The 22,657-nt window shown below is 66.6% G+C and carries 22 protein-coding genes and 1 tRNA gene; 10 read left to right on the top strand and 13 right to left on the bottom strand.

What is annotated here, in order from left to right; translation table 11 throughout:
* Both ACFPAH_RS08015 and ACFPAH_RS08020 read right to left on the bottom strand, forming a co-directional pair.
* Entirely contained in the window at positions 1-2,490 is a 2,490-nt protein-coding gene (locus ACFPAH_RS08015; RefSeq protein WP_379743331.1) for a TonB-dependent receptor plug domain-containing protein, read from the bottom strand.
* A gap of 161 nt (positions 2,491-2,651) precedes the next feature.
* The gene (locus ACFPAH_RS08020) at positions 2,652-3,593 is read right to left on the bottom strand and encodes a DUF808 domain-containing protein (RefSeq protein WP_379743334.1); all 942 of its coding nucleotides are present in this window, start codon (positions 3,591-3,593) and stop codon (positions 2,652-2,654) included.
* Positions 3,594-3,794: 201 nt separating this feature from the next.
* Here ACFPAH_RS08020 and ACFPAH_RS08025 point away from each other — a divergent pair, with 201 nt between their 5' ends.
* The 8 genes from ACFPAH_RS08025 (at position 3,795) to ACFPAH_RS08060 (ending at position 11,361) form a co-directional block, all read left to right on the top strand.
* Positions 3,795-4,004 (top strand): BrnA antitoxin family protein, encoded by a 210-nt coding sequence (locus ACFPAH_RS08025; RefSeq protein ID WP_379743337.1) that lies wholly within the window; start codon positions 3,795-3,797, stop codon positions 4,002-4,004.
* A gap of 84 nt (positions 4,005-4,088) precedes the next feature.
* Positions 4,089-4,373, top strand: coding sequence for an HU family DNA-binding protein (locus ACFPAH_RS08030; RefSeq protein WP_379743340.1), 285 nt, complete (start codon positions 4,089-4,091; stop codon positions 4,371-4,373).
* Between the two features lie 69 nt (positions 4,374-4,442).
* Positions 4,443-5,075 carry a LysE family transporter gene (locus ACFPAH_RS08035; RefSeq protein WP_379743343.1) on the top strand — a complete coding sequence of 211 codons (633 nt, stop codon included), beginning with the start codon at positions 4,443-4,445 and terminating at the stop codon, positions 5,073-5,075.
* A 136-nt stretch (positions 5,076-5,211) separates the two neighbouring features.
* On the top strand, positions 5,212-7,089 hold the full coding sequence (locus ACFPAH_RS08040) for a DUF6600 domain-containing protein (protein ID WP_379743346.1): 1,878 nt from the start codon (positions 5,212-5,214) through the stop codon (positions 7,087-7,089).
* A gap of 114 nt (positions 7,090-7,203) precedes the next feature.
* On the top strand, positions 7,204-7,470 hold the full coding sequence (locus tag ACFPAH_RS08045; RefSeq protein WP_379743349.1) for a DUF493 family protein: 267 nt from the start codon (positions 7,204-7,206) through the stop codon (positions 7,468-7,470).
* Between the two features lie 66 nt (positions 7,471-7,536).
* A complete protein-coding gene (gene lipB / locus ACFPAH_RS08050) occupies positions 7,537-8,250 on the top strand; it encodes a lipoyl(octanoyl) transferase LipB (protein ID WP_379743352.1) in 714 nt (237 codons plus the stop codon).
* A 6-nt stretch (positions 8,251-8,256) separates the two neighbouring features.
* A complete protein-coding gene (gene lipA / locus ACFPAH_RS08055; protein ID WP_379743355.1) occupies positions 8,257-9,243 on the top strand; it encodes a lipoyl synthase in 987 nt (328 codons plus the stop codon).
* Between the two features lie 135 nt (positions 9,244-9,378).
* Positions 9,379-11,361 carry a helicase-related protein gene (locus ACFPAH_RS08060; protein WP_379743358.1) on the top strand — a complete coding sequence of 661 codons (1,983 nt, stop codon included), beginning with the start codon at positions 9,379-9,381 and terminating at the stop codon, positions 11,359-11,361.
* Positions 11,362-11,447: 86 nt separating this feature from the next.
* Here the strand turns inward: ACFPAH_RS08060 and ACFPAH_RS08065 are convergent, their stop codons facing one another.
* From ACFPAH_RS08065 to ACFPAH_RS08095, 7 genes are all read right to left on the bottom strand, one after another.
* Positions 11,448-11,867: a PaaI family thioesterase gene (locus ACFPAH_RS08065; RefSeq protein WP_379743361.1), complete on the bottom strand. Its 420-nt coding sequence runs from the start codon at positions 11,865-11,867 to the stop codon at positions 11,448-11,450.
* 166 nt (positions 11,868-12,033) lie between these two features.
* On the bottom strand, positions 12,034-12,669 hold the full coding sequence (locus tag ACFPAH_RS08070) for a hypothetical protein (protein ID WP_379743364.1): 636 nt from the start codon (positions 12,667-12,669) through the stop codon (positions 12,034-12,036).
* A gap of 236 nt (positions 12,670-12,905) precedes the next feature.
* Positions 12,906-13,424, bottom strand: coding sequence for a peroxiredoxin family protein (locus ACFPAH_RS08075; protein ID WP_379743367.1), 519 nt, complete (start codon positions 13,422-13,424; stop codon positions 12,906-12,908).
* Positions 13,425-13,466: 42 nt separating this feature from the next.
* Positions 13,467-14,105, bottom strand: coding sequence for a BON domain-containing protein (locus ACFPAH_RS08080; RefSeq protein WP_379743370.1), 639 nt, complete (start codon positions 14,103-14,105; stop codon positions 13,467-13,469).
* Positions 14,098-14,694 carry a phosphoheptose isomerase gene (locus ACFPAH_RS08085; protein ID WP_379743373.1) on the bottom strand — a complete coding sequence of 199 codons (597 nt, stop codon included), beginning with the start codon at positions 14,692-14,694 and terminating at the stop codon, positions 14,098-14,100. Before ACFPAH_RS08085 ends, ACFPAH_RS08080 begins: the two co-directional genes overlap by 8 nt.
* An 84-nt stretch (positions 14,695-14,778) precedes the next feature.
* The gene (locus ACFPAH_RS08090; RefSeq protein ID WP_379743376.1) at positions 14,779-15,138 is read right to left on the bottom strand and encodes a YraN family protein; all 360 of its coding nucleotides are present in this window, start codon (positions 15,136-15,138) and stop codon (positions 14,779-14,781) included.
* A gap of 1 nt (position 15,139) precedes the next feature.
* Positions 15,140-16,399: a penicillin-binding protein activator gene (locus tag ACFPAH_RS08095; RefSeq protein ID WP_379743379.1), complete on the bottom strand. Its 1,260-nt coding sequence runs from the start codon at positions 16,397-16,399 to the stop codon at positions 15,140-15,142.
* Positions 16,400-16,411: 12 nt separating this feature from the next.
* Between ACFPAH_RS08095 and rsmI the strand changes: the two genes are divergently transcribed.
* The gene (gene rsmI / locus ACFPAH_RS08100; protein WP_379743382.1) at positions 16,412-17,329 is read left to right on the top strand and encodes a 16S rRNA (cytidine(1402)-2'-O)-methyltransferase; all 918 of its coding nucleotides are present in this window, start codon (positions 16,412-16,414) and stop codon (positions 17,327-17,329) included.
* Positions 17,330-17,436: 107 nt separating this feature from the next.
* Positions 17,437-17,513 (top strand) — tRNA-Pro (locus ACFPAH_RS08105).
* A gap of 126 nt (positions 17,514-17,639) precedes the next feature.
* Here ACFPAH_RS08105 and ACFPAH_RS08110 read toward each other — a convergent pair.
* From ACFPAH_RS08110 to bioB, 4 genes are all read right to left on the bottom strand, one after another.
* A complete protein-coding gene (locus ACFPAH_RS08110; RefSeq protein WP_379743954.1) occupies positions 17,640-18,548 on the bottom strand; it encodes a hydroxymethylglutaryl-CoA lyase in 909 nt (302 codons plus the stop codon).
* 13 nt (positions 18,549-18,561) lie between these two features.
* Positions 18,562-19,491 carry a 2-hydroxyacid dehydrogenase gene (locus ACFPAH_RS08115; protein ID WP_379743956.1) on the bottom strand — a complete coding sequence of 310 codons (930 nt, stop codon included), beginning with the start codon at positions 19,489-19,491 and terminating at the stop codon, positions 18,562-18,564.
* A gap of 16 nt (positions 19,492-19,507) precedes the next feature.
* The gene (locus tag ACFPAH_RS08120) at positions 19,508-21,550 is read right to left on the bottom strand and encodes an acetyl-CoA carboxylase biotin carboxylase subunit (RefSeq protein WP_379743385.1); all 2,043 of its coding nucleotides are present in this window, start codon (positions 21,548-21,550) and stop codon (positions 19,508-19,510) included.
* Positions 21,551-21,616: 66 nt separating this feature from the next.
* On the bottom strand, positions 21,617-22,651 hold the full coding sequence (bioB, locus tag ACFPAH_RS08125) for a biotin synthase BioB (RefSeq protein ID WP_379743388.1): 1,035 nt from the start codon (positions 22,649-22,651) through the stop codon (positions 21,617-21,619).
* Between the last annotated feature and the right edge of the window lie 6 nt (positions 22,652-22,657).

Consider the following 22,657-nt stretch of genomic DNA (forward strand, 5'->3'; position numbering starts at 1 on the left):
TTAAAACCCGTAGTTCGCGCGCGCGTACACGAAGCGGCCCGAACGTCCGAACGCCGAATAATTCGAGAACGGCGTGTTGCCGGTCGTATTCAGCGACGGCGGAAGGGTTTCCGGGTACTGGTCGAAGACGTTGTCCGCGCCCAGCGCCAGGGTCAGCTTCGGCGTCAGGGCAAAGCGGGTCTCGAGGTCGACCAGGGTGCGCGCGCCGAGCGGGAAATCGAAGGCCGGCGTGGTACCCGGCGTCATCACCTTGCCATAGCGGGTGGCGCGCGCGGTGACACCCCAGGCGCCCAGCTTCCAGTTCAGGTTGGCGCTGAGCTTGTTCTTCGGCTGGCCTTCCTCGAGCGCGATGATGTTGGCGCGGTCGAACAGCGCCGGCGCCGGGTTCAGGGCCGCCAGCTGCGCCGTCACCGGCACCTTGGTCACTTCGGTACGGTTGAGGTTGCCCGCCAGCGTGAAGTCGAAGCGCCCTGCCGCGCCGGCGTTGAGCGGCCAGTTGACGACGATGTCGAGGCCTTCGGTGGTGGTATCGACGCCATTGATGAAGAAGCGTCCGCCGCCGACGCCGACGAAACCCTGCGCGGCAATATAGTTGCGCACGTTGGTTTGCGTCAGGTTCTCCGACAGCACGATACGGTCGCGCATCTTGATGCGATAGGCGTCGATCGTGACGCTGACCGGGTCGAAGCGCAGCACCGCGCCCAGCGAGAGGTTGACCGATTTCTCGGCGTCGAGCGGCTTGGCGCCGAGGGCGACGGCGACCGGGTCGGTCGGTTTGAAGGTGGTGATCTCGAACGGGACGCCGTTGATGAAATTGGTCGAGGTCGAGGTGAAATTCTGCTGTTGCGGCGATGGCGCGCGGAAGCCGTTCTGCACCGAGCCGCGCAGGGCAAAGGCTTTGCTGAAATCGTAGCGGCCGGCCAGTTTCCCGGCCAGGCTGTTGCCGAAGTCGGAGTAATGCTCGGCGCGCACCGCGACCGAGGCCAGCAGTTGCGGCGTCAGGTTCGCTTCGAGGTCGACGAAGGCGCCGACCGCGGTGCGGTGGGTATCGATCTCGTTGGCGGGACGGAAACCCGGGAACACCTGGGCGCCGGGCGCGGCCGGGGTGCCGTTGGCCAGCACCTGGCCGCCGTAGCGGTAGGAGTCCGGTTCGCCGGCAAACAATTCGTAGCCTTCGCGCCGCACTTCGGTGCCCACCGCGATGTTGAGCGGCGAGGACAGGCCGGCCACGTCCAGCGAGCGCACGCCGGTCAGGTTCAGCACCAGCTGGTCATAGGCAAAGCCGCCGGCATCGAATTCGGTCTTGCTGGTCGGGCCGATCGAGCGGTTCAGCGTGTTCTGGATCTCGAACTCCATCCGGTTCTTGCCATAGCCGAGAGAGGTGTCCATGTCCCAGCTGCCCAGGCTCCAGGTCAGGCCGCCGGTCAGGCTGAAATCGTCCACCGTCGGGGCGATGATCGGCAGGAAGCCGTCCGGATAGATCGAGATGATGTTGCGCGCGTCCTGGGCCGGGCGGAAGTAGCCGGCGGAACGGGCCTGGCGGTTCTGGTAGCTGGCCCAGCCATACAATTTGACACCGTTGCCGAGGTCGTTGCCGGCGTTGGCAAACAGGGTGGTCTGCTCCATTTCCGGGTCGCCGTACCAGGCATTGAAACGGTCGATCGTGTTTTCGCGCGGATCAAAAGCGCCGTTCGGCAGGCGCGGGTATTGCTGGCGCATGTCGTAGCCGCCGCGCTCGGTGCGCGCCTGGTCCTTGTATTCCGCGGCGATGGTCAGATAACCCGATTCCCCCAGCGGCAAGCCCTTCCAGGCGCTGACCGTGGTGCTCTGGCCGTCGGTGCGTTCGCGCGAGGCCGGGCCGCTCCAGGTGCCGCCGGCCGGCGGGACGTCGTTGAACAAATCGTATTCGCTGATGCGCGCGCCATAGGTCACGCTCGCCTCGCCGCCCGTGCGGTCGGTGCGCAGGCGCAGGTTGATCACGCCGGCAATCGCGTCCGAGCCGTACTGGGCCGCGGCGCCGTCGCGCAGCACTTCGACGTTCTTCACGATCGCAGTCGGAATGGTGTTCATGTCCACCGCCGCCGAGCCGCGGCCGATGCTGCCGTTGACGTTGACGAGCGAGGAGGCGTGGCGCCGCTTGGAATTGACCAGCACCAGGCTGTGGTCGGGCGCCATGCCGCGCAGCGTGGCCGGACGGATGGTGTCGGTGCCGTCGGTCAGCGAGGGGCGGGGAAAATTCAGGGAAGGCAGCGCCACCGACAGCGCCTGGTTCATTTCCGTGGTGCCGGCATTCTTCAGGGTTTCGGCCGGAATGATGTCGACTGCCGAGGCGGTATCGAGCACGCTGCGGTTGGCGACGCGGGTGCCGGTGACGACGACGGTGGCGGCACTGCCTTCGGTCGCCGTGCTTTCCTGGGCGCCTGCCGTGCCGCCGAACATGGCAGCGATCGACAGGGCCAGCACCGTTTGCTTCGTGGTTCTTGTCTGCATATTCTTCCCTCATGTAATAGTCGGAGCGGCAAGCGCTCAAACCAGTCTGGAGGGCAGACCCAGGCATGTCAAATTGCAACGAATGCCCGAGTCAGAAATGCAACAATTGTCAATACGTCAGGATGGAGTAAGCAAAATCGGCATACTGCCCAGTTTGCTGATCAGTGCGCCGGGACGGGCTTCTTGCCGCGCATTTTATTGACCATCGTCACCACCAGCAGCACGATCACGCCGACCAGGATGCCGACCAGGGCGTCGAACAGGACCGGGCCGATGAAGTGCAGCACGCCGCCGATGCCGGGCACGGCGCCCAGGGTCTCGGCCATGCTTTCGGAGTAATGGTGCAGGAATTCCAGGTTGTGGCTGACGATGCCGCCGCCGACCATGAACATCGCGGCGGTGCCGACGATCGACAGCAATTTCATCAGGCGCGGCGCCAACGCCAGCAGCATGCGTCCCATACTGCGCGCGAAACCGCTGGTTTTCTTGCTCAGATACAGGCCGGCGTCGTCGATCTTGACGATGCCGGCGACCAGGCCGTAGACGCCGGCCGTGAACACCACGGAGAGCAGGATCAGCACCACCATTTGCTGCATGAAGGGCATTGCCGCAATCGTGCCCAGCGAAATGACGATGATCTCGGCCGACAGGATGAAGTCGGTGCGGATCGCACCCTTGATTTTGTCCTTCTCGACCGCGACCATGTCTTCCTTGCCGGCCACCGCCGCGGCCAGGCGTTCCTTGTGGGCAGCCTCTTCCTCGGGATCGTGCAGGAATTTGTGCGCCAGTTTTTCGGCGCCCTCGAAGCACAGGAAGGCGCCGCCGATCATCAGCAGCGGAATGATCAGCCAGGGCACGAAAGCCGAGATCAGCAGCGCCGCCGGCACCAGGATCGCCTTGTTCCATAACGAACCCTTGGCCACGGCCCAGACCACCGGCAGTTCGCGCGAGGAGTCGACGCCCGATACCTGCTGGGCGTTGAGCGCGAGGTCGTCGCCGAGCACGCCCGCGGTCTTCTTCGCCGCCACCTTGCTCATCACGGTGACGTCGTCGAGAACGGTGGCGATGTCGTCGAGTAATGCCAGCAAACTGCCTGCAGCCATGGACCTGCTCCTGTGATTGACAATATGGCAGCATCTTAACCGAGCGCAGGTCGCGCAGGCACACGGTTCAGCGCGATAAATTGCGTTTCATCCGCGTAAAACTGCAACTCGTCGCTTTCGGCACCGGGTTTGGCCGCGCATACGTATAGTCACGATCGAAGGCTGCGGTACGCCAGCCTCGCCAAGCCGAAGGAGACCAGGATGACCCCGACCATGAATCAAATGAGCCAAGCAAGCGCCCCAGCACGCCGCACCCGTCCGCCGAAACGCAAGACGCGCATCACCATCTACCTCGACGACGAGGTGCTGAGCGAATTTCGCAACCTGTCCGAGCGCAGCGGGACCGGTTACCAGACCCTGATCAACGCCGCCCTGCGCACGCGCCTGGCCGGCGCCGCCGAAGCCGCATAATCCGGCCCCCTGCCGGGAGCGGCGGTAGATTACAAGTGGCAACTACTTGTGCTACCCTTTCCGCTCTTTGAGTCCGGAGGCAGCATGAAAAAAGGCGAACTGATCGCGGAGTTGGCGAAGCGCGGCGGGATGAGCGGCAGCGCGGCCAACCGCGCGCTCAACACGATCATCGAGATCATCACCGAACGCCTGCAGCAGGGCGACACGGTCGGCATCACCGGTTTCGGCAGTTTTTCGGTCACCGAGCGCGCCGCGCGCAAGGGCCGCCTTCCGGCCACCGGCGAAGTGATCGACATCGCCTCCTCGAACACCCCGCGTTTTGCCGCCGGCGCAACGCTGAAGGCGGCCGTCAATCCGCACAAGAAGTAATCCCCACATTCGTCCTGTCCCGCATGCCGCCGCGGCATGCCTTCCTTTTTTCCGCTTGCTACTTTCCCCATGAGTTACGCCACCTGGATCGCCTTCGTCATCGCGGGCACCGTCATCGCCATCTCTCCCGGTTCCGGCGCCGTGCTGTCCATGTCGCACGGCCTCGCCTATGGCGTCAAAAAGGCCAGCGTCACCGTGTTCGGGCTGCAACTCGGCTTGATCCTGGTGCTGGCCATCGCCGGCGCCGGGGTCGGCTCGCTGCTGCTGGCCTCGCCCACGGCCTTCTTGATCGTCAAGGTGGTCGGCGCCCTGTACCTGATCTATCTCGACGTAGCGCAATGGCGTTCGAAGGCCGCAGCCGGGCCGACGGCGAGCAGTGCCGGGCTGGCCGCCCACCCGTCGGTGCGCAAGCGCGTGCTGACCGGCTTCCTGACGAATGCCACCAATCCGAAGGGCATCATCTTCATGGTCGCGGTCCTGCCGCAATTCATTTCGAAAGACGCGCCGCTGCTGCCGCAATTGTTGATCCTCGGCGTGACGATGGTCACCATCGACAGCCTGGTGATGCACGGCTATGCCACGCTGGCGGCCTCGATGCAGCGCCTGTTCCGCGATCCGCGCGCCATGCGCATCCAGAACCGATTTTTTGGCGCCGTGCTCGTCGTCGTCGGCTCCATGCTGTTTTTTGTAAAACGCGCCTGATCCTGCCGCCCTTGATGTGTCGGTCGGGCACGATTTGCAACCGTCTGTAACCCCGATTGTGCGCCATGCGCCGCTAGGGTGTAATCAGGTCGACGCATTCCGTTTCGTCCACCTTGGCGCACCGCCTGGAGCCCTCATGACACTTCGTTTACTGAAGACCGCGACGCTGCTGGCGCTGGCGGCATGTTCCACCCTGGCGCTGGCGGACGATCCTCCGGCCCGGGTCGGGCGCGTGGCGCTGGCTCAGGGCCAGGTCAACATCAGCGTTCCAGGGGCAGCGGCCAGCAGCGCCCTGGTCAACTGGCCGGTGACCTCCGGCAATACGATCTCCACCGGCGTCGGCGCGCGCAGCGAGCTGCGGGTCGGCTCGACCGCGATCCGGGTCGATGGCGATTCCGCGCTCGAGGTCGTCCAGCTCGACGACGGGCAGCTGCGCCTGCGCCTGCACTACGGCAGCGTGAACCTCCGCATCGCCAATCCCGAGGTCGCCGCCGGTTTCGAGCTCACCACGCCCGACGCCCGCGTCCAGCTGGAGGGACCGGGCCGGGTCCGGGTCGACGCCGGGCGCGTGGCCGATACCAGCACCGTCAACGTGTTCGACGGCGTCGCCATCGTCGAGGGCGGCGGCGAGCGCCTGACCGTGCGCGCCGGCCGCAGCGCCGAAATGCAGGGCAACGACCTGCGCACCCGGCAAGCCCTGGCGGACGCATTCGACGCGTGGTCGGCGGCGCGCGACCGCGAGACCGAGGCCGTGCGCGCCACCCGCTATGTGACGGCCGAGATGACGGGATACGAGGACCTCGACCGCTACGGCAATTGGCGCGACGACAGCGAATATGGCGCGCTCTGGCTGCCGAACGTGGCCTCGACCTGGGTGCCCTACCGCGACGGCCGCTGGACCTGGATCGCGCCCTGGGGCTGGACCTGGGTCGACAACGCCCCCTGGGGGTATGCGCCCTTCCACTATGGCCGCTGGGTCCATGTCCACAACCGCTGGGCCTGGGCGCCGGGGCGTATCGAGCGCCAGCCGGTCTGGGCGCCGGCGCTGGTCGGCTGGGTCGGCGGCGCCGGCTGGAACCTGAATTTCCACTCGACGCCCTTGATCGCGCAGGGCTGGTATCCGCTGTCGCCGTACGACCATTTCGTGCCGGGCTACCGCTTGTCGAACGAGCACCTGCGCCGGCTGAACGCGCAGCGCTGGCGCGACGGCAAGCGTGACCGGCACGACGGCAAGGCCGATTACCGCCAGCGCGGCCTGACCGTGGTGCCGCAGGAGCGCTTCGGCCAGCGCGGCGAAGTCGTCGTCGCGCGCGAGCCGCGCGTCACGCCGCCGCCGGCCTGGCGCACCGCCCCGGCGGCGCTGCCGCCGACCCCGCTCCTGATGCACGACGCCATCGCCCGTGCCGAGGCCGCGCGCCGCGCGGATGGGCGCGCGGACCACTGGGAGGACCGCCGCGAGGACAAGGACCGGCGCGACGGGCGCTGGGATGGGCGCCGCGACGGCGGCGACCACGAGCGCCGCTGGGATGGGCGCCGCGAAAACCGCCCTGCTCCGGCGCCCGTCATCACCACCAGCCCGCCGGCCGCCGTCGCCGGGCTGCCGCAGCCGGGATTCGCGCCCCAGCCGGGCACGATCACGACACTGCCGCCGGCCGGCATGCAGCGCGACGGGCGCGCGGTCACCCGCGACGCCTTCGAGGAGCGCCAGCGGCGCTTCCAGGAACGGCAGCGCGATCTCGACAACCGTGCGATGAGCGTCGAAGCGGCCGCGCAGCCCTTCCGCCACCGTGGCGGCGCCGCCGGCGCCATGGAAGCGGCTGCGGCGCGGGCGCAAGTCCAGATGCCGCGGCCGATCGCGACTGCCGTGGCGCCGCCGCCGCGCGCGATGCCGACGCCGCCCCCGGCGCCGATGGCGGCGCCCGCGCCGCCCCCGCCGCCGCCGGTCGTGGCGCCGCGCCGTGGCGGCGACGAGAACCCGCGCCAGCGCGACGGCGTGCGCCAGCTGGAACGTTGACCGAGTAGCGCTGCAACAGATGGCCGAAATACCGGCCATCTGCTGCTGTTATGGGTCCGGCGTACGGACCCTGCGCGCATTGGCTACAATGTACTTTTAGACTGGAATTGCACTATGGACCCGAAAGAATCCCTCATCGAATACCCGAGCGACTTCCCGATCAAGGTGATGGGCCCGACGCACGAGGCCTTCGCCACCACGATCGTCGAGGTGGTGCTGGATTTTGATCCGACCTTCCACCACGGCCGCATGGAAGTGCGGCCTTCGGGCAAAGGCAACTACACTGGCCTGACCTGCACCGTGCGCGCCACCAGCCGCGCCCAGCTCGACGACCTGTACCGCGCGCTGTCGGCCCACCCGATGGTCAAGATCGTCATGTAACACCGGGCAAGGGAAAAGGGGCTGGCTTATAATGTCGGGGCTGTCCACCTTCCCGACCGGATTTTCATGCACCCGATCCGCCCCGCCAGTCCCCTCATTCGCGAGCTGGGCCGCGCCGACTACGAACCCACGTTTGCCGCGATGCGCGCCTTCACCGACGCGCGCACCAGCGACACGCCAGACGAGCTCTGGATCGTCGAGCATCCGCCGGTGTTCACGCTGGGGCTGGGCGCCGACCGCGGCCACCTGCTGGCCGGTCCCGGCGTGCCGGCCCACGCCATTCCCGTGGTGCAGACCGACCGCGGCGGCGAAGTGACCTACCACGGCCCCGGCCAGGTCGTGATCTACCTGTTGATGGACCTGCGCCGCAACAAGCCGGGCGGCAAACTGTATGCCCGACAATTTGTGGCGAAAATCGAACAGGCAGTCATCGACGTGCTGGCGGCGTATAATCTTGACGGTGAACGCGTTGCCGGCGCGCCCGGCATCTATATTGCCGACGGCCCGCGCCGCGGCGCAAAAATCGCCGCCCTCGGCCTGAAAGTACGCGGCAACGGCTGCACCTACCACGGCGTGTCGCTGAACGTGGCGATGGACCTGGCGCCGTTCTCGTGGATCAACCCTTGCGGCTATTCCGGCCTGGCCACCGTCGACATGCGCACGATGGGCATCGAGGCGCCGCTGGCCGATGTGCAGGCAGCACTGGCGCGCGCCCTCGTGCACCACCTGGCCGACGCTGCCGAACCGAACAACCCCAACTGGAGCCCCGCCCGGGCCTGAAGCGACATGACTACCGAAACCGACACCGGTCTGACTCCCGCCTACAACGCCCTCGAGAAGCAAAAGGGTGCGAATAAAACCTCGCGCATTCCGATCAAGATCGTGCCGATCGCGGACACCGAGCGCCTGAAAAAGCCGGACTGGATTCGCGTCAAAGCCGCGACGGCCTCGTCGCGCTTCTACGAAATCAAGGACATCCTGCGCGCGAACAACCTGGTCACCGTCTGCGAAGAAGCGAGCTGCCCGAACATCGGCGAATGCTTCGGCAAGGGCACGGCGACCTTCATGATCATGGGCGACAAGTGCACCCGCCGCTGCCCGTTCTGCGACGTCGGCCACGGCCGTCCGGACCCGCTCGACGTGAACGAGCCGGGCAACCTGGCGAAAACCATCGCCGACCTGCGCCTGTCGTATGTCGTGATCACCTCGGTCGACCGCGACGATCTACGTGACGGCGGCGCCGGCCACTTCGTCGAGTGCATCACCAGGACGCGCGCGCTGTCGCCGAACACCAAGATCGAAGTGCTGGTGCCCGACTTCCGCGGCCGCCTGGAAAAAGCCTTGAACATCTTCGCCGACGGCCTGCCGGACGTGATGAACCACAATCTGGAAACCGTGCCGCGCCTGTACAAGGAAGCCCGTCCGGGCGCCGACTACAAGCACTCGCTGGTGCTGCTGCGCGATTTCAAAAAGATGTACCCGAACGCGGTCACCAAGTCGGGCATCATGGTCGGACTGGGCGAAACCGACGAAGAGATCCTGGAAGTGATGCGCGACATGCGCGAGCACGACATCGACATGCTGACCATCGGCCAGTACCTGGCGCCGTCGAACTCGCACCTGCCGGTGCGCCGCTACGTGCACCCGGACCAGTTTAAAAAGTTCGAGGAAGCCGCCTACGAAATGGGGTTTGTCCATGCCGCCGTCGGCGCCATGGTGCGCTCCTCGTACCACGCGGACCAGCAGGCGCACAACGCGGGCGTGGCAGCGTAAGCGCGCGGCCTGCAGTGCAAGCGAACGGCCTCCGCGGAGGCCGTTTTTTATTGGCTGGCGCTGCGGCCTTGCGGAACAGGACCTCGGCGCCATCCGCGCTATAGTGATGGCAAGCAGACATCATCTTGAGCACACATGAGCAATTCACGCTACGACGCAACTGACATGGATACCGGCGAGGACGCCTTGCTCGAACGCGAACTCGATCTACAGTCGCGCGGCATCGAACTGGTCAAGATGGAAGGGCGGGTGTTCCTGCGCTTTTCCGGAGAAGTGCGCTACGAAGGGCTGCGCGTGCGCTATGCGCTGGTGCCGGCGCGCGGCGTGCTGGCCAAGCCCAGCAAGTGGCGCAAGATGGACATGGGCGCGCGGCGCGCGCTGGTCGAGGAGCGCACCGGAGACAAGGCGCTGGCCGAGCTGCAGCTAGACACCGAAGAGTTCGTGCGCGAGATCGCGGAACTGGCCGACGATGCCGGTTTCGATCCGCGCGACTTCCTCGGCGTGCTCGATGAACTGGAAACCTCGGAGCCGGCCGACTATGTATTCGAGCGCATCCGCCAGCGCGTGGAACATGCCATCGAGCGCGACCAGGAAGAGCGCCACGCCGCCCGCACCAAGGAAAGCATCAACCTGGCCGAGTACCCGGAATCGTTCGAGGTGGCCAGCCGCATGCAGAGAAAGTTCATCGCGCTGCTGGGGCCCACGAATTCGGGTAAAACCCACCGCGCGATGGAAGCGCTGGCAAAGGCGAAAAGCGGCGCCTACCTGGCCCCGCTGCGTTTATTAGCCCTGGAAAACTACGAGCGCCTGCAGGCGGCGCGCCCGCACGGGGAGGCCTTGAAGGTCAGCCTGGTCACGGGAGAAGAGCGCCGGATTGCCGAAGGCAGCACCCACGTGGCCAGCACGGTCGAGATGCTCGATTCGACCACCCCGATCGAGGTGGCCGTGATCGACGAAATCCAGATGCTGGCCGACCGCGACCGCGGCGCGGCCTGGACCGCGGCCGTCTGCGGCGCGCCGGCCTCGACCGTCTACCTGGTGGGCGCGCCGGAAGCGCGGCGTGCGATCGAGGCGCTGGCCGAGCGCCTGGAAGTGCCGCTGGAAGTGCATGTATTGAAGCGCATGGCGCCGCTGGCGATGGAGCCGGCGCCGGTACGCAAGCTCACGAACCTGCGCCGCGGCGACGCCGTGATCGCCTTTTCGCGGCGCGAGGTGCTGATGTGGCGCGACCTGATCACCGAGAAGGGACTGTCGGTCGCCACCGTCTACGGCAACCTGTCGCCGGAAGTGCGGCGCGCCCAGGCCGAGCGTTTCCGGGAAGGGCAAGCCGACATCGTGGTCGGTACCGACGCCCTCGCCATGGGCCTGAACATGCCGATCGCGCGCATCGTGATGACCACCGCCGTCAAGTACAACGGCTATGAGGAAGAAGAGATCTCGGCGGCGCTGGCCAGGCAGATCGCCGGCCGGGCAGGGCGCTACGGGGTGCACGAGGAAGGCTTTGTCGCCGGCTACGACGACGACACCCATGAGGTGATGCGCTCGCTGATGAAGGAGAAAATCCCGCCGGTGCCGGCCAGCGGCTTTGCGGTGGCCCCCTCGCTCGAGCAGCTGCACCGGATCTCGTCGGTGACGGGGGAAACTTCGCTGGTCAAATTATTAAAACGCTTCGTGCACAACATCGACGTGCCGGACGGCTTTTTCTATCCGCGCATCACCGAGGAACAGAACGAACGCGCCGAATGGCTCGACACGCTGGACTTGTCGGTGGCCGAGAAATTCATGCTTTCCCTGGTGCCGATCTCGAGCCGGGTGCCGATGCTGCAAAGCGCCTGGGAGCACTGGGCCTTATCGCTGGCCAAGAAAAAGATCTGCAAGCTCACCCCGCATGCACAGGAACTGTTCTGGATGAATCTGCAGGAGGTCGAGGACACCTGCCGCATGTATTCGGCCTATGCCTGGCTCGGTTATCGGCAGCCGGACTTTTTCCCGAGCATCGAGGAAGCGCAGCGCCTGGCGCGCGAAGCGTCCGAGCGGGTCGACTCGCTGCTGCAGCAGCAGAATGCGGCCACGCGCAAGCGCCAGGGCCATGCGGGCAAGCAGAAGAGAAGGGCATGACGGGTAGGGTGGACTCGCAGGGTGGACTCCCGAGTCCACGCGTAAACGCTGCCCTTCGTTGGCACTACCCCGCGCTCACCCCGCGCCTACTCCGGATACAAGATCATCTGGGTACAACGGAACAAGGCCACCGTCTTGCCGTTGGCCGCATTCGTCACCGTCACATCCCATACCTGGGTGGTGCGGCCCAGGTGGGCCGCGGTGGCGACGCAGGTGATCATGCCTTCACGCGCGGTACTGAAATGGTTCGATTTCAGCTCGATCGTGGTGAAGTTGGTCGCGCCCTCGGGCAGGTGGGCGACGCAGGCATAGCCGGCGGCCGTGTCGGCCAGCGAAACGATGCTGCCCGCGTGCAGATAGCCGTTCGGCGCCAGCAGGTGCGGTTTGATCGGTAATTGCGCGGCCAGGCGGCGTTCGCCGACTTCCGTGATTTCGATGCCGAGGTAGCCGGGCAGGCTGTTCGCGCCGCGCTGCTTCAAATCTTCGAGGGTGTATTGGGTGCTCATGTGCTTGCCGTGGACGATGAAAGGAGCATCGTACACGGGCCGCGGCAGGCGTGCAGGACGTCGGTGTGAGGGAGGCAAGTGGCCTCGATCACGGGTTTCAACGCACAGCAGCCGGCGTCGCGGCCGCGCAGCTGCCGCGTGAACGCGTGGAGTCGGGGACTTCACCCTACGGCGGCACGCAGGCCGCGGCGACGCCGGCTGCGGTGCCGCCCACGGCGGGCAGGTCCGAGGGCGACCTGCCGTTGCCGACCAGGATCGCCGGCTGCCCCTTGTAGCTCAGCTTTAATTCCTCGCCCGCATACTTGGACAGCGCCTTCGGCACGAACACGGCGAAGCGGTAGTTCAGGTCCGGATAAAAGCCGCGCTGGAAGACCTGGTCGGGCGGGCCTTCCTGGATCTCGGCAGCCACGGCGTCGAGGATCGGCAGGGTGTCGCCGGCGTTGTTCAGGTCGACCTGGCCCTGGTAGCGCAGGGTGTAGGGCGGCAGCCCGCCAATCTCGCGGCCTTCGTAGCTGACCCGGAAGTTGTTGACGTTGTAGTGGAAACCGCGCTGCGCATGCCGGGTCACGTCGATATTGCACAGGACAAAAATGGCCCAGAAGCCGCCGGCATCGACCGGCGCCAGGTAGCCGACCCGGTACAGGGCGGCCGACAGCGCGATCGGGTTCGTAAAGCGGATCTGGTGCGCATTGGCGACGTGCTGGTAATGGAGGACGGCCACGGTCTGCGGCTTGGGCCCGGCGCACGCGCTCAAGCCTGCCAGCGCGGCAACGATGCCTATCCTGCGGAAAAAGTGAGCCATTGCATCTCCTTTGCAAGCATGACGGCAGGCCCGCGGTCAGCGGACGCATCAAGCTTGGCCGATTCCGGCACGGCAGGCTTGCGTTACCTCAGGCGTGCTGTGGTATGACTGCAGCGCCATGGCCGCCGCCTGCGCGCGCAATCCATGGCGCGACGCTGCGCCGTAAACCGTATGAACGAATCCAGTTTAATGTCAGATCGTCATCGCAGCAAGGCAAGCACGGCTGCCTCGGGCGCTTAACCGGCGGCCAGCGCCTTTTGAAGCAGGGCGTGCACTTGCGTAAAGTCGGGTTCGCCGACATAGCGCTTGAGGATGGTGCCGTCCTTGCCGATCACGAAGGTGGTCGGGGTCAGGGTCACGTCGCCAAAGGATCTGGCCAGGTCGCCGCCCGAATCGAGCGCGACGATAAACGGCAGCTTGCGCGTTTCCGTGAAATTCAGGACGTAGTTGGGCGGGTCGTACTGCATCGCCACGGCAACGAATTCCAGGCCCTGGCCCTTGAACTTGTTGTAGGTGTCGACCATCGCGGGCATTTCGCGCACGCAGCTGACACAGGAGGTTGCCCAAAAATTGACCATCACCACCTTGCCGCGCAGGTTTTGGGTGCTGACCTTGTCGCCGGCGATGCTGATGAAGGTGACGTCGGGCGCCTTTTCGCCCTTGGCCAGCGTGGCGTAGCCGACGCCGGCCAGCGCCAGCACGGTCGCGGCGATGGCGGCAGGTTTGATCCAGGAACGGTTAGTCGAGGCGGTCATGGCAGCTGACGTAAAAAAGGCGGAGCCGCAGCCCCGCCGGGATTACAGGGCGACCGTCGAAGTCCGCGGGAACTGCGTGCGCAGTTCTTCTTCGGTCATGTATTCGAACAGTTTGACGACGCGCTGGACGCCCGAGACGCTCTGCGCGATCTTCGCGCCCAAATCGCCTTCGCGCTGGGTCACGCGGCCCATCAGGTAGACGGTGCCGCGCTCGGTGACGACCTTGAACGAGGTGGCCGAAATCGTCTTCATCTCGACCAGGCTGCCCTTGACGTTGGCGGTGATCAGCGCGTCCGACGAGCGCGAGGTATAGCTCGATGGCCCGGCGATCACGAGTTCGTTGATGACGCCGGCAACGTGCTCGATGCCGCGCACTTCGCGCTCGACTGCCGCCTTCATGGCTTCGTCGCGCACTTCTCCGGTCAGCAGCACCCTGCGGTTGTAGGCGGCGATGTTGACGTGGCCGGCGCTGCCGACCAGTTTCGGCACCTGCACCTCGGCCTTCACCGTAATCGCCTTGTCCTCGGTCTGCGCACCCAGCGTGCGGCGGTCCATGGTTGCGGCGGCACCCATGGCCGCGCCGCCGATGACCAGCGGCACGCAGCCCTGCAGGCTCCCCAGCAGCGCAACAAGCAGGACGGCTTTCGCCAGCGGGCGGGCGTTCAGGCCGGGTTTAATCATTCTCGTCTCCTCCGAATAGCGCGACGTCGATACCGTCGCAGATGCAATGAATCGCGACCAGGTGCACTTCCTGGATGCGCGCGGTACGGCTGTGCGGCACGTTGATGTGCACGTCGGCGTCGGTCAGCAGCTTGGCCAGCGCGCCGCCGTCCTTGCCGGTAAACGCCACCACGCGCATTTCGCGCTCGAGCGCCGCTTCGACGGCTGCCAGCACATTGGCCGAGTTACCCGAGGTGGAAATCGCGAGCAGGATGTCGCCGGCCTGGCCGAAGGCCTGCACCTGCTTCGAGAAAATCTCGCGGTAACTATAGTCGTTGCCGACCGCCGTCAGGATCGAGGTATCGGTGGTCAGGGCAATCGCCGGCAGCGGGAAACGCTCGCGCTCGAAGCGGCCGACCAGCTCGGCAGCAAAGTGCTGGCAGTCGGCGGCCGAACCGCCGTTACCGCAGGCCAGGATCTTGTTGCCGTTGGACAGGGCGCCGAACATCAGTTCGATCGCCTGCGAAATGGGTTGCGACAGGGCCGCGGCCGACTTCAGTTTCAGGTCGGCGCTCTCCTGGAAGTGGGCAAGGATGCGTTGAGTATTCATAACCGACGATTATAGTGTAGTAGCCACAGGCGGCGGCAAAGGCTTTTAAGAATTGCTTACACTTAAGCCGGCGTTAAGGCGAGATTAAGCCTCGATGGCGTTGCGGATCCACTCGAGCCGGTCGCCGTCGATGGCGACCACGTCGAAGCGGCAGGGAGGGAGGGCGGAAAAGCGTTGCAGGTAGACCTGGGCGGCGCGCACCAGGCGCCGGATCTTGGCCGGGGTGATGCTGGCGGCGGCGCCGCCGTGGCGGGCGTCGGCGCGCTGGCGTACTTCCACGAACACGAGGGTGTCGGCGTCGCGCATGACGAGGTCGATCTCGCCGCCCTGGCAGGTGAAATTGGCCTCGACCAGCGCCAGGCCCTGGCGGCTCAGGTAGCGCAGCGCGGCTTGCTCCCCCGCGCGGCCTTGCGCCTGCTTCGCGGACAAGCGCGGCGGCCACATGTCAGCGTCCGGCGGCCACCGTCTCGAAGCCGAGGCCGTCGCGGTACACGGTGGCCGCCTCGGTGCGCTGGAAGGTCCAGGCGCCATTGCTCATGCGGGCCGACAGTCGGCCCGTCACCCCGTCGAGCTCGAAGTTCGAACCGGCGCGCTGCGCCAGTTCGCGCGCCACGCGAAAGGCGTCGATGCCGAGCGCGTAGAGGCGCTGCATGTCGAGCGAATTGTCGGGAAAGTTCGATTCGACCGGGCGCGGATAGACCATCACCTGCGGATGGTCCGCTTGCACGGTCCACGGCAGGTCGACCAGGCGCACGCCGTCCAGTTCCGGGACCGACAGGCCGGGCGCGCGGCCCGGGTTGGCGGCCGACACGCCATAGGTCGGGATCGAGGTGCCGAGCGCGCTGCGCACCTGGCGCAGCTGGCCGGCGTCGAGCGCGGCGAACAGCAGTTGGGTGCGGTCGCTATCGAAGCGCGCGCGCAGGTCGGACAAGGCATTCGGGTCGACATAGCCATCGGCCACCGGCAGTTCGACGGTGGCATAGTTGAGGCCCTGGCGCGACCAGCGCGCGGTGAAGGCGCCGACCACGCGCTGCTGCCAGGCGGCGCTGCCGCTCAGCACGAGGGCGCGCCCGCCCGGGTGTTCCTGCGCGGCCCAGTCGGCCGCCTGGCGCGCTTCGTCCTCGAGCGAGAGGCCGACGACCAGCATTTTCTGCGGCAGCGGGCGCTCGAGCTGGGGATGGTTCAGCGCGACCGTCGGCTTGGTCACCAGCGTGCTGGCGGCCACCGCGGCGACGGCGGAGCGCGACAGCGGGCCGACGACGATGTCGCTCTGCTCGACCGCCCGGGTATAGGCGTCCAGCGTGGACTCATCGGTATCGCCGCTGGAGATGAGCTTGACTTCGATCCCGGCGCGGTCGCGCTCGTGCCCGGCCTGGAAGCCGGCACGGACCGCCTCGGCGGCCTGGCCGAGCGTGCCCGATTGCAGGGGCAGCATCAGGGCGATCGTGGTCGTCCCCGTGGGCTGCGCATTCGCCCCCCGGTCGTCCGGATACAGTTCCACCGGCGAGGTCACCGTCTCCGACGGCCTGCGCTCGGGCTGCTGTTGCGGCGGCGGCGGTGGCGCACTTGTGTTTGGCTCGACGGGCGCGCACAATCCGCCCGGTACCCCGCATCCCAGATCGGGCGGCATCGGCGAGCTGCCGCAACCCGCCACCAGGCCGAGCACGGCAGTGGCGATCAGGCCTTTTAGATTTTTTTTGAGCATTGCATCCTCAACATGACCGATAACACGACTGATCAGCAGTCCATCGATATTGCCCAGCTCCCCGTGATGGCCGAGGCAGCCCAGCAGTCTTATCCAACGGCAACATTGTACGTGGTGGCCACGCCCATCGGCAACGCGACCGATATTACGCTGCGCGCGCTGCACCTGCTGGCGCTGGCCGACGTAGTTGCCTGTGAGGATACGCGGAAAACCGGCGCCCTGCTCACCCGTTACGGTTTGAACAAGCAGATGGTCGCCGCGCACCAGCACAACGAGCGCGAAGCGGCCGACAAGCTGGTGGCGCGCCTGCGCGCCGGCGAACGGGTGGCGCTGGTGTCGGACGCCGGCACCCCGGCCGTCTCCGATCCGGGCGCGCGCATCGTCGACGCGGTGCGCGCGGCAGGCCTGCGCGTGATCCCGCTGCCGGGCGCATCGGCGGCGGTGACGGCGCTCTCGGCCAGCGGACTAGTCAACGACCGTTTCAATTTTGTCGGCTTCCTGCCGGCCAAGGCCAAGCAGCGCGAAGCGGCCCTCGCCGAACTGGCGCGCGAGCCGGCCACCCTCGTCATCTACGAGGCGCCGCACCGCATCGTCGATTGCGTCGAGGCCTTGATGAACGTGTTCGAGCCGGCCCGGCAAGTCGTGTTCGCGCGCGAGCTGACCAAGCTGTTCGAGGAAGTGCACCGTTGCCCGCTCGGCGAGGCGCTGGCCTGGGTCAAGGCCGACCAGCACCGCGAGCGCGGCGAATTCGTGGTGCTGGTCGAAGGCGCGACGCTCGCGACCGACGCCCAGGATGCGGAAGCGGAGCGCATATTGCACATCCTGCTGGCCGAATGCAGCGTCAAGCAGGCGGCGAACTTGACCGCGCAGATCACCGGTCGCAAGAAGAACGCCTTGTACGAGCGCGCCTTGCAGATCAAGGGCGAGTGAAGATAAGGTAGGGTGGACTCCCGCCGCTGCAGCCAGTCCAAAAAAGATCCGCTATTTTTCTCGGCCGCCTTGACCGAATGCCGTCGAGCCGCTATCATTGCTGTCTTCGGAGTGTAGCGCAGCCCGGTAGCGCACCTGGTTTGGGACCAGGGGGTCCAAGGTTCGAATCCTTGTACTCCGACCAGTATGAAGAGAAAAGCCGACAGCGAAAGTTGTCGGCTTTTTTCGTTTACCTATTGTTTTTGTCGCGCCGCCGGCCCTGCACAGGGCGCGCCCCTGCCGATCTTCGACAGGGGACGAAGCGCCTGGTTCAAGCGGCGCGTTTGGCGGCGATCGCGTTCCCGGTACGGCTCGCGCTCTTGCGGCCCAGTACCTGCGAGATGAACTGCCCCGCATCGACCACCTGGTCGAGGTCGATCCCGGTCTCGATGCCCAGCCCGTGCAGCAGGTACAGCACGTCCTCGGTGGCGACGTTGCCGGTCGCCCCCTTCGCGTACGGGCAGCCGCCCAGGCCCGAGACCGACGAGTGGAAGATCTGCACGCCCACTTCCAGGCTGGCGTAGATGTTGGCCAGCGCCTGTCCGTAGGTGTCGTGGAAGTGGCCCGACAGGCGCTCGAGCGGGAATGCGCGGCTGGCCGCCAGCATCACCTCTTGCGTCTTGCGCGGGGTCGAGACGCCGATGGTGTCGGCGATGTCGATTTCGTCGCAGCCGAGGTCGCGCATGCGGCCCACCACGTCGGCCACCGCTTCCAATGGCACCTCTCCCTGGTAGGGGCAGCCAAAGGCCGTGCTGATGCTGCCGCGCAGGCGCAGGCCGTTGGCCTTGGCCGCTTGCGCCACTTGGGCGAAGCGCGCGATCGATTCCGCGATCGAGCAGTTGATGTTCTTTTGCGAGAAGGCTTCCGAAGCCGAGCCGAAGATCACGACTTCGTCGGCGCGGGCGGCCAGGGCCGCTTCGAAACCCTGCATGTTCGGCGTCAGCGCCGAATAGATCGTGCCGGGCAGGCGCGCGATCCCCGCCATCACCTCGGCGCTGGTGGCCATCTGCGGCACCCATTTCGGCGACACGAAGGACGCCGCCTCGACATTCGAAAAGCCGGCGCGCGCCAGGCGGTCGACCAGCTCGATCTTGACCGCCGCGCTGATGGTGTCCTTTTCGTTCTGCAGGCCGTCGCGCGGACCGACTTCGACGACCTTGACCTTCTTCGGCAGGCTCATTGGATTGCTCATGTCAGTATCCCAGTGTGCGGTCGACGAGGTCGTCGACCGGTTGACCCGCCTCGAGGGCGGAGATTTTAGCGGCGATCTGGCGCACCGCTTCGCCGCGCATGGTCAGCGCGGAGATGTGCGGCGTGATCGTGATGCGCGGCTCGTCCCAGAACGGATGCGGGGCCGGCAACGGCTCGTTGCGGAACACGTCGAGCGTGGCGCCGGCGATGTGGCCGGCGCGGATCAGGGCCAGCAAATCCGGCTCGGCCAGCTGGGCGCCGCGCGCGACGTTGATCAGGTAGGCGCCCCTGGGCAGCGTGGCCAGGCGCCGGCGGTCGAGCAGGTTGTTCGTTTCGCTCGTGAGCGGCAGCAGCGACACCAGCACCCGGGTGCCGCCTAAAAATGCGTCGAGCGCGTCCATGCCGGCGAAGCACGCCACGCCCGGCAGGTCCTTCGGCGTGCGGCTCCAGCCGCGCACCGGGAAACCGAAGGCGCGCATGGTTTCCACAACGCGCAGGCCCAGCTTGCCGAGTCCCATCACGCCAACCGCAAAATCTTCCCTGGCGTAGCTTGGGAGCGGCGACCACAGGCCGTGCCGCGCCTGTTCCTCGTATTCGTCGAAACGGCGGAAGTAGCGCAGGGTCGCGTAGGCCACATATTCCGCCATCTGCTGCGCCATGCCGGCGTCGCCCAGGCGCACGATCGGCACGTCGGGCAGGGCGTCGCCGAATTTCAGAATGGCGTCGACGCCGGCGCCCATCAGGAAGATCGCCTTCACGCTGCCCAGCTGTGCCAGCAGGGCAGGGGTCGGGTTCCACAGCACCGCATAGTCGCACCGCGCCAGCGCCTGGCCTTCCTGCCAGGCCACGGTCTCGACGCCCGGAATGGCGGTTGCCAGGTCCTGGGCCCAGGGTTCGATCAGGCCATCGCCGCGGTACAGCAGGATACGCATCATGCGGCCCCCGCCATCAGGCAGCCTTGAACGCCAGCAGCGGCGCCCCGTCGGCGACCTGGTCGCCGACCGCGTACAGCACCTCTTCGACCAGGCCGTCGCTCGGGGCCGCGATCGTGTGCTCCATCTTCATCGCTTCCATGATGACCAGCGCGTCTCCCTTTTTCACTTCCTGACCCGCCTCGGCCATCACGGCGACGACCTTGCCCGGCATCGGCGCCGTCAGGCGGCCGCCGGCGCTTTCCACCTCGCCGGCATGCGCCATCGGGTCGTTGTAGGCCAGGGTCACGTGCTCGCCATTGGTGAACACGTGGAACAAAGCGCCGTCGCGGCGCACGGTGCCGTGCATCGACTGCTCGCCGAGGCGGATCGACAGGGTCGCGCCGTCGTGGCCGGTGACGCTCAAGGGCTGCCTGATGCCGTCGAGGTCCAGCTCCCAGCCCTGCGGGTGGTAAGTGAGCCCGACCAGGTAGGCGCCGGACGCAAGCCCGGCCGCATACTCGTCCGCAAACGACAGCACGCGGCGGTAGTCTCCGTTCAGGCGCCAGCCCTGCGCTTGGCCCCAGGGGTCGGACGCCGCCAGCGAAGCGCCCGCCGACTGGCGTTTTTCCGCTTCGATCAGGGCGATGCTGGCGAGTGCCAGCGCGCCGGCCGGTGCCGCCTTCGACGGCGGGAACAGGGACGCGCCGTTACGCTCGATCAGGCCGGTGTCGAGGTCGGCCGTGGCGAAGGCCTCGCCTTCGACCAGGCGTTTCAGAAAGGCGATGTTGGTGGCCAGGCCGACGATCTGGAATTCGGACAGGGCCTGCGACAGGCGCGCCAGCGCCTGGGTACGGTCCGCGCCCCAAACGATCAATTTCGCGATCATCGGGTCGTAGAACGGAGAAATGGCGTCCCCTTCGCGCACCCCGGAATCGATACGCACGGCAGCCGGTTCCACGCCGGCGGTGCCGCCCAGCTCGAAGCTGACGGCGGCCGGCGTATCCATGTGGCGCAGGGTACCGATCGAGGGCAGAAAACCTTTTTCCGGGTTCTCGGCATAGATGCGCGCCTCGATTGCGTGGCCGTGGATGCCCAGCTCGCTCTGCTTCTTCGGCAGCGGCTCTCCGAAGGCCACGCGCAGCTGCCATTCGACGAGATCGGTCCCGGTGATCATTTCGGTGACCGGGTGTTCCACCTGCAGGCGGGTGTTCATCTCCATGAAGTAGAACGAGCCGTCCTGGTTGGCGATGAATTCGACCGTGCCGGCGCCGACATAGCCGACGGCGCGCGCCGCGTTCACGGCCGCTTCGCCCATGGCTGCGCGGCGGTCCGCCGGCATGCCGGGGGCCGGCGCTTCTTCCAGCACCTTCTGGTGGCGCCGCTGCACCGAGCAGTCGCGCTCGTGCAGGTAGACGCAGTTGCCGTGGGTGTCGGCAAACACCTGGATCTCGATGTGACGCGGGCGCAGCAGGTATTTTTCGACCAGCACCTTGTCGTCGCCGAAGGAGCTGATCGCCTCGCGCTTGCAGGAAGCCAGGGCAGCGACGAAATCCTCGCTGCGCTCGACCACGCGCATGCCCTTGCCGCCGCCGCCGGCACTGGCTTTGAGCAGCACGGGATAGCCGATGCGGTCGGCCTGCTGGCGCAAGAATTCCGGGTCCTGGTTCTCGCCGTGGTAGCCCGGCACCAGCGGCACGCGGGCAGCCTCCATCAGCTGTTTCGCGGCCGACTTCGAGCCCATCGCGCGCATCGAGGAGCCCGGCGGCCCGATGAAGACGAGACCGGCCGCGGCGCAGGCTTCCGCGAACTCGGCGTTCTCGGACAGGAAGCCGTAGGCGGGGTGGATCGCCTGGGCGCCGGTCGCTTTCGCCACCTCGATGATTTTTTCGCCGCGCAGGTAGCTTTCCTTGGCGGCGGCCGGTCCGATCCACACTGCCTCATCGCAGACCGCGACGTGTTTCGCGCCGGCGTCGGCGTCCGAATACACGGCAACGGTACGGATACCCATGCGGCGCGCAGTGGCGGCGACACGGCAGGCGATTTCGCCACGGTTGGCGATGAGGATTTTGGTGAACATGCGTTTGTCTCGCTTTATGTTTTCGTTAATCGGTGGTTACAGCCGGCTGGCGCGTCGGCGCGTGATTCAGCAGCCGCAGGCTTCCTTGGGCGCCGAATCGAGCGTGGCCGAACGGGTCTTCAGGCCCAGTTTCGCCAGCAGCGCGCGGTCGTCCTCGGCCTCCGGGTTGCCGGTGGTGAGCAGCTTGTCGCCATAGAAGATCGAATTGGCGCCGGCCATGAAGCACATCGCCTGCACCGCCTCGCCCAGCTGGCGCCGGCCGGCCGACAGGCGCACGCGCGCCTGCGGCATGGTGATGCGCGCCACCGCGATGGTGCGCACGAATTCGATCGGGTCGAGCGCTTCCAGGCCGTGCAGCGGGGTACCCTCGACCTGCACCAGGTGGTTCACCGGGACCGACTCCGGATACGGATTCAGGTTGGCCAGCTGGGCGATCAGGCCGGCGCGCTGCTCGCGCGTCTCTCCCATGCCGACGATGCCGCCGCAGCAGACTTTTAATCCGGCCTGGCGCACCCGGCCCAGGGTGTCGAGGCGGTCCTGGTATTCGCGGGTCGAGATCACGTTGTTATAGAAATCGGGCGCGGTGTCGATGTTGTGGTTGTAAAAATCGAGGCCGGCCGCCTTCAGCTGCTCGGCTTGTCCTTCTTCCAGCATGCCCAGCGTGGCGCAGGTTTCCATGCCCAGCGCCTTGACTTCGCGCACCATCTCTTCGACCTTGGCCATGTCGCGCTCTTTCGGGCTGCGCCAGGCGGCGCCCATGCAAAAGCGCGTCGCGCCGCTGGCTTTCGCCTGGCGCGCGGCGTCCAGCACGGTGTCGATGTCGAGGATTTTCTTGGCTTCGACGCCGGTGTCGTAGCGCGCCGCCTGCGGGCAGTAGCCGCAGTCTTCCTCGCAGCCGCCGGTTTTAATCGACAGCAGCGTGGCCAGCTCGACGTCGCCGTCGGGGAAGTGGGCGCGGTGCGCCTGCTGGGCACGGAACATCAGGTCGTTGAACGGCAGCTCGAACAGGGCCAGCACGTCGGCCAGCGGCCAGGTCGCGTCAGGACGCTCGGTGATCGGGGCGCCAGGACGGTGCAGGGCGACGGTGTGGGGTGCATTCATGGTGGT

Source organism: Massilia sp. GCM10023247 (genome assembly GCF_042653325.1).
Classification (GTDB): Bacteria; Pseudomonadota; Gammaproteobacteria; order Burkholderiales; family Burkholderiaceae_D; genus Telluria.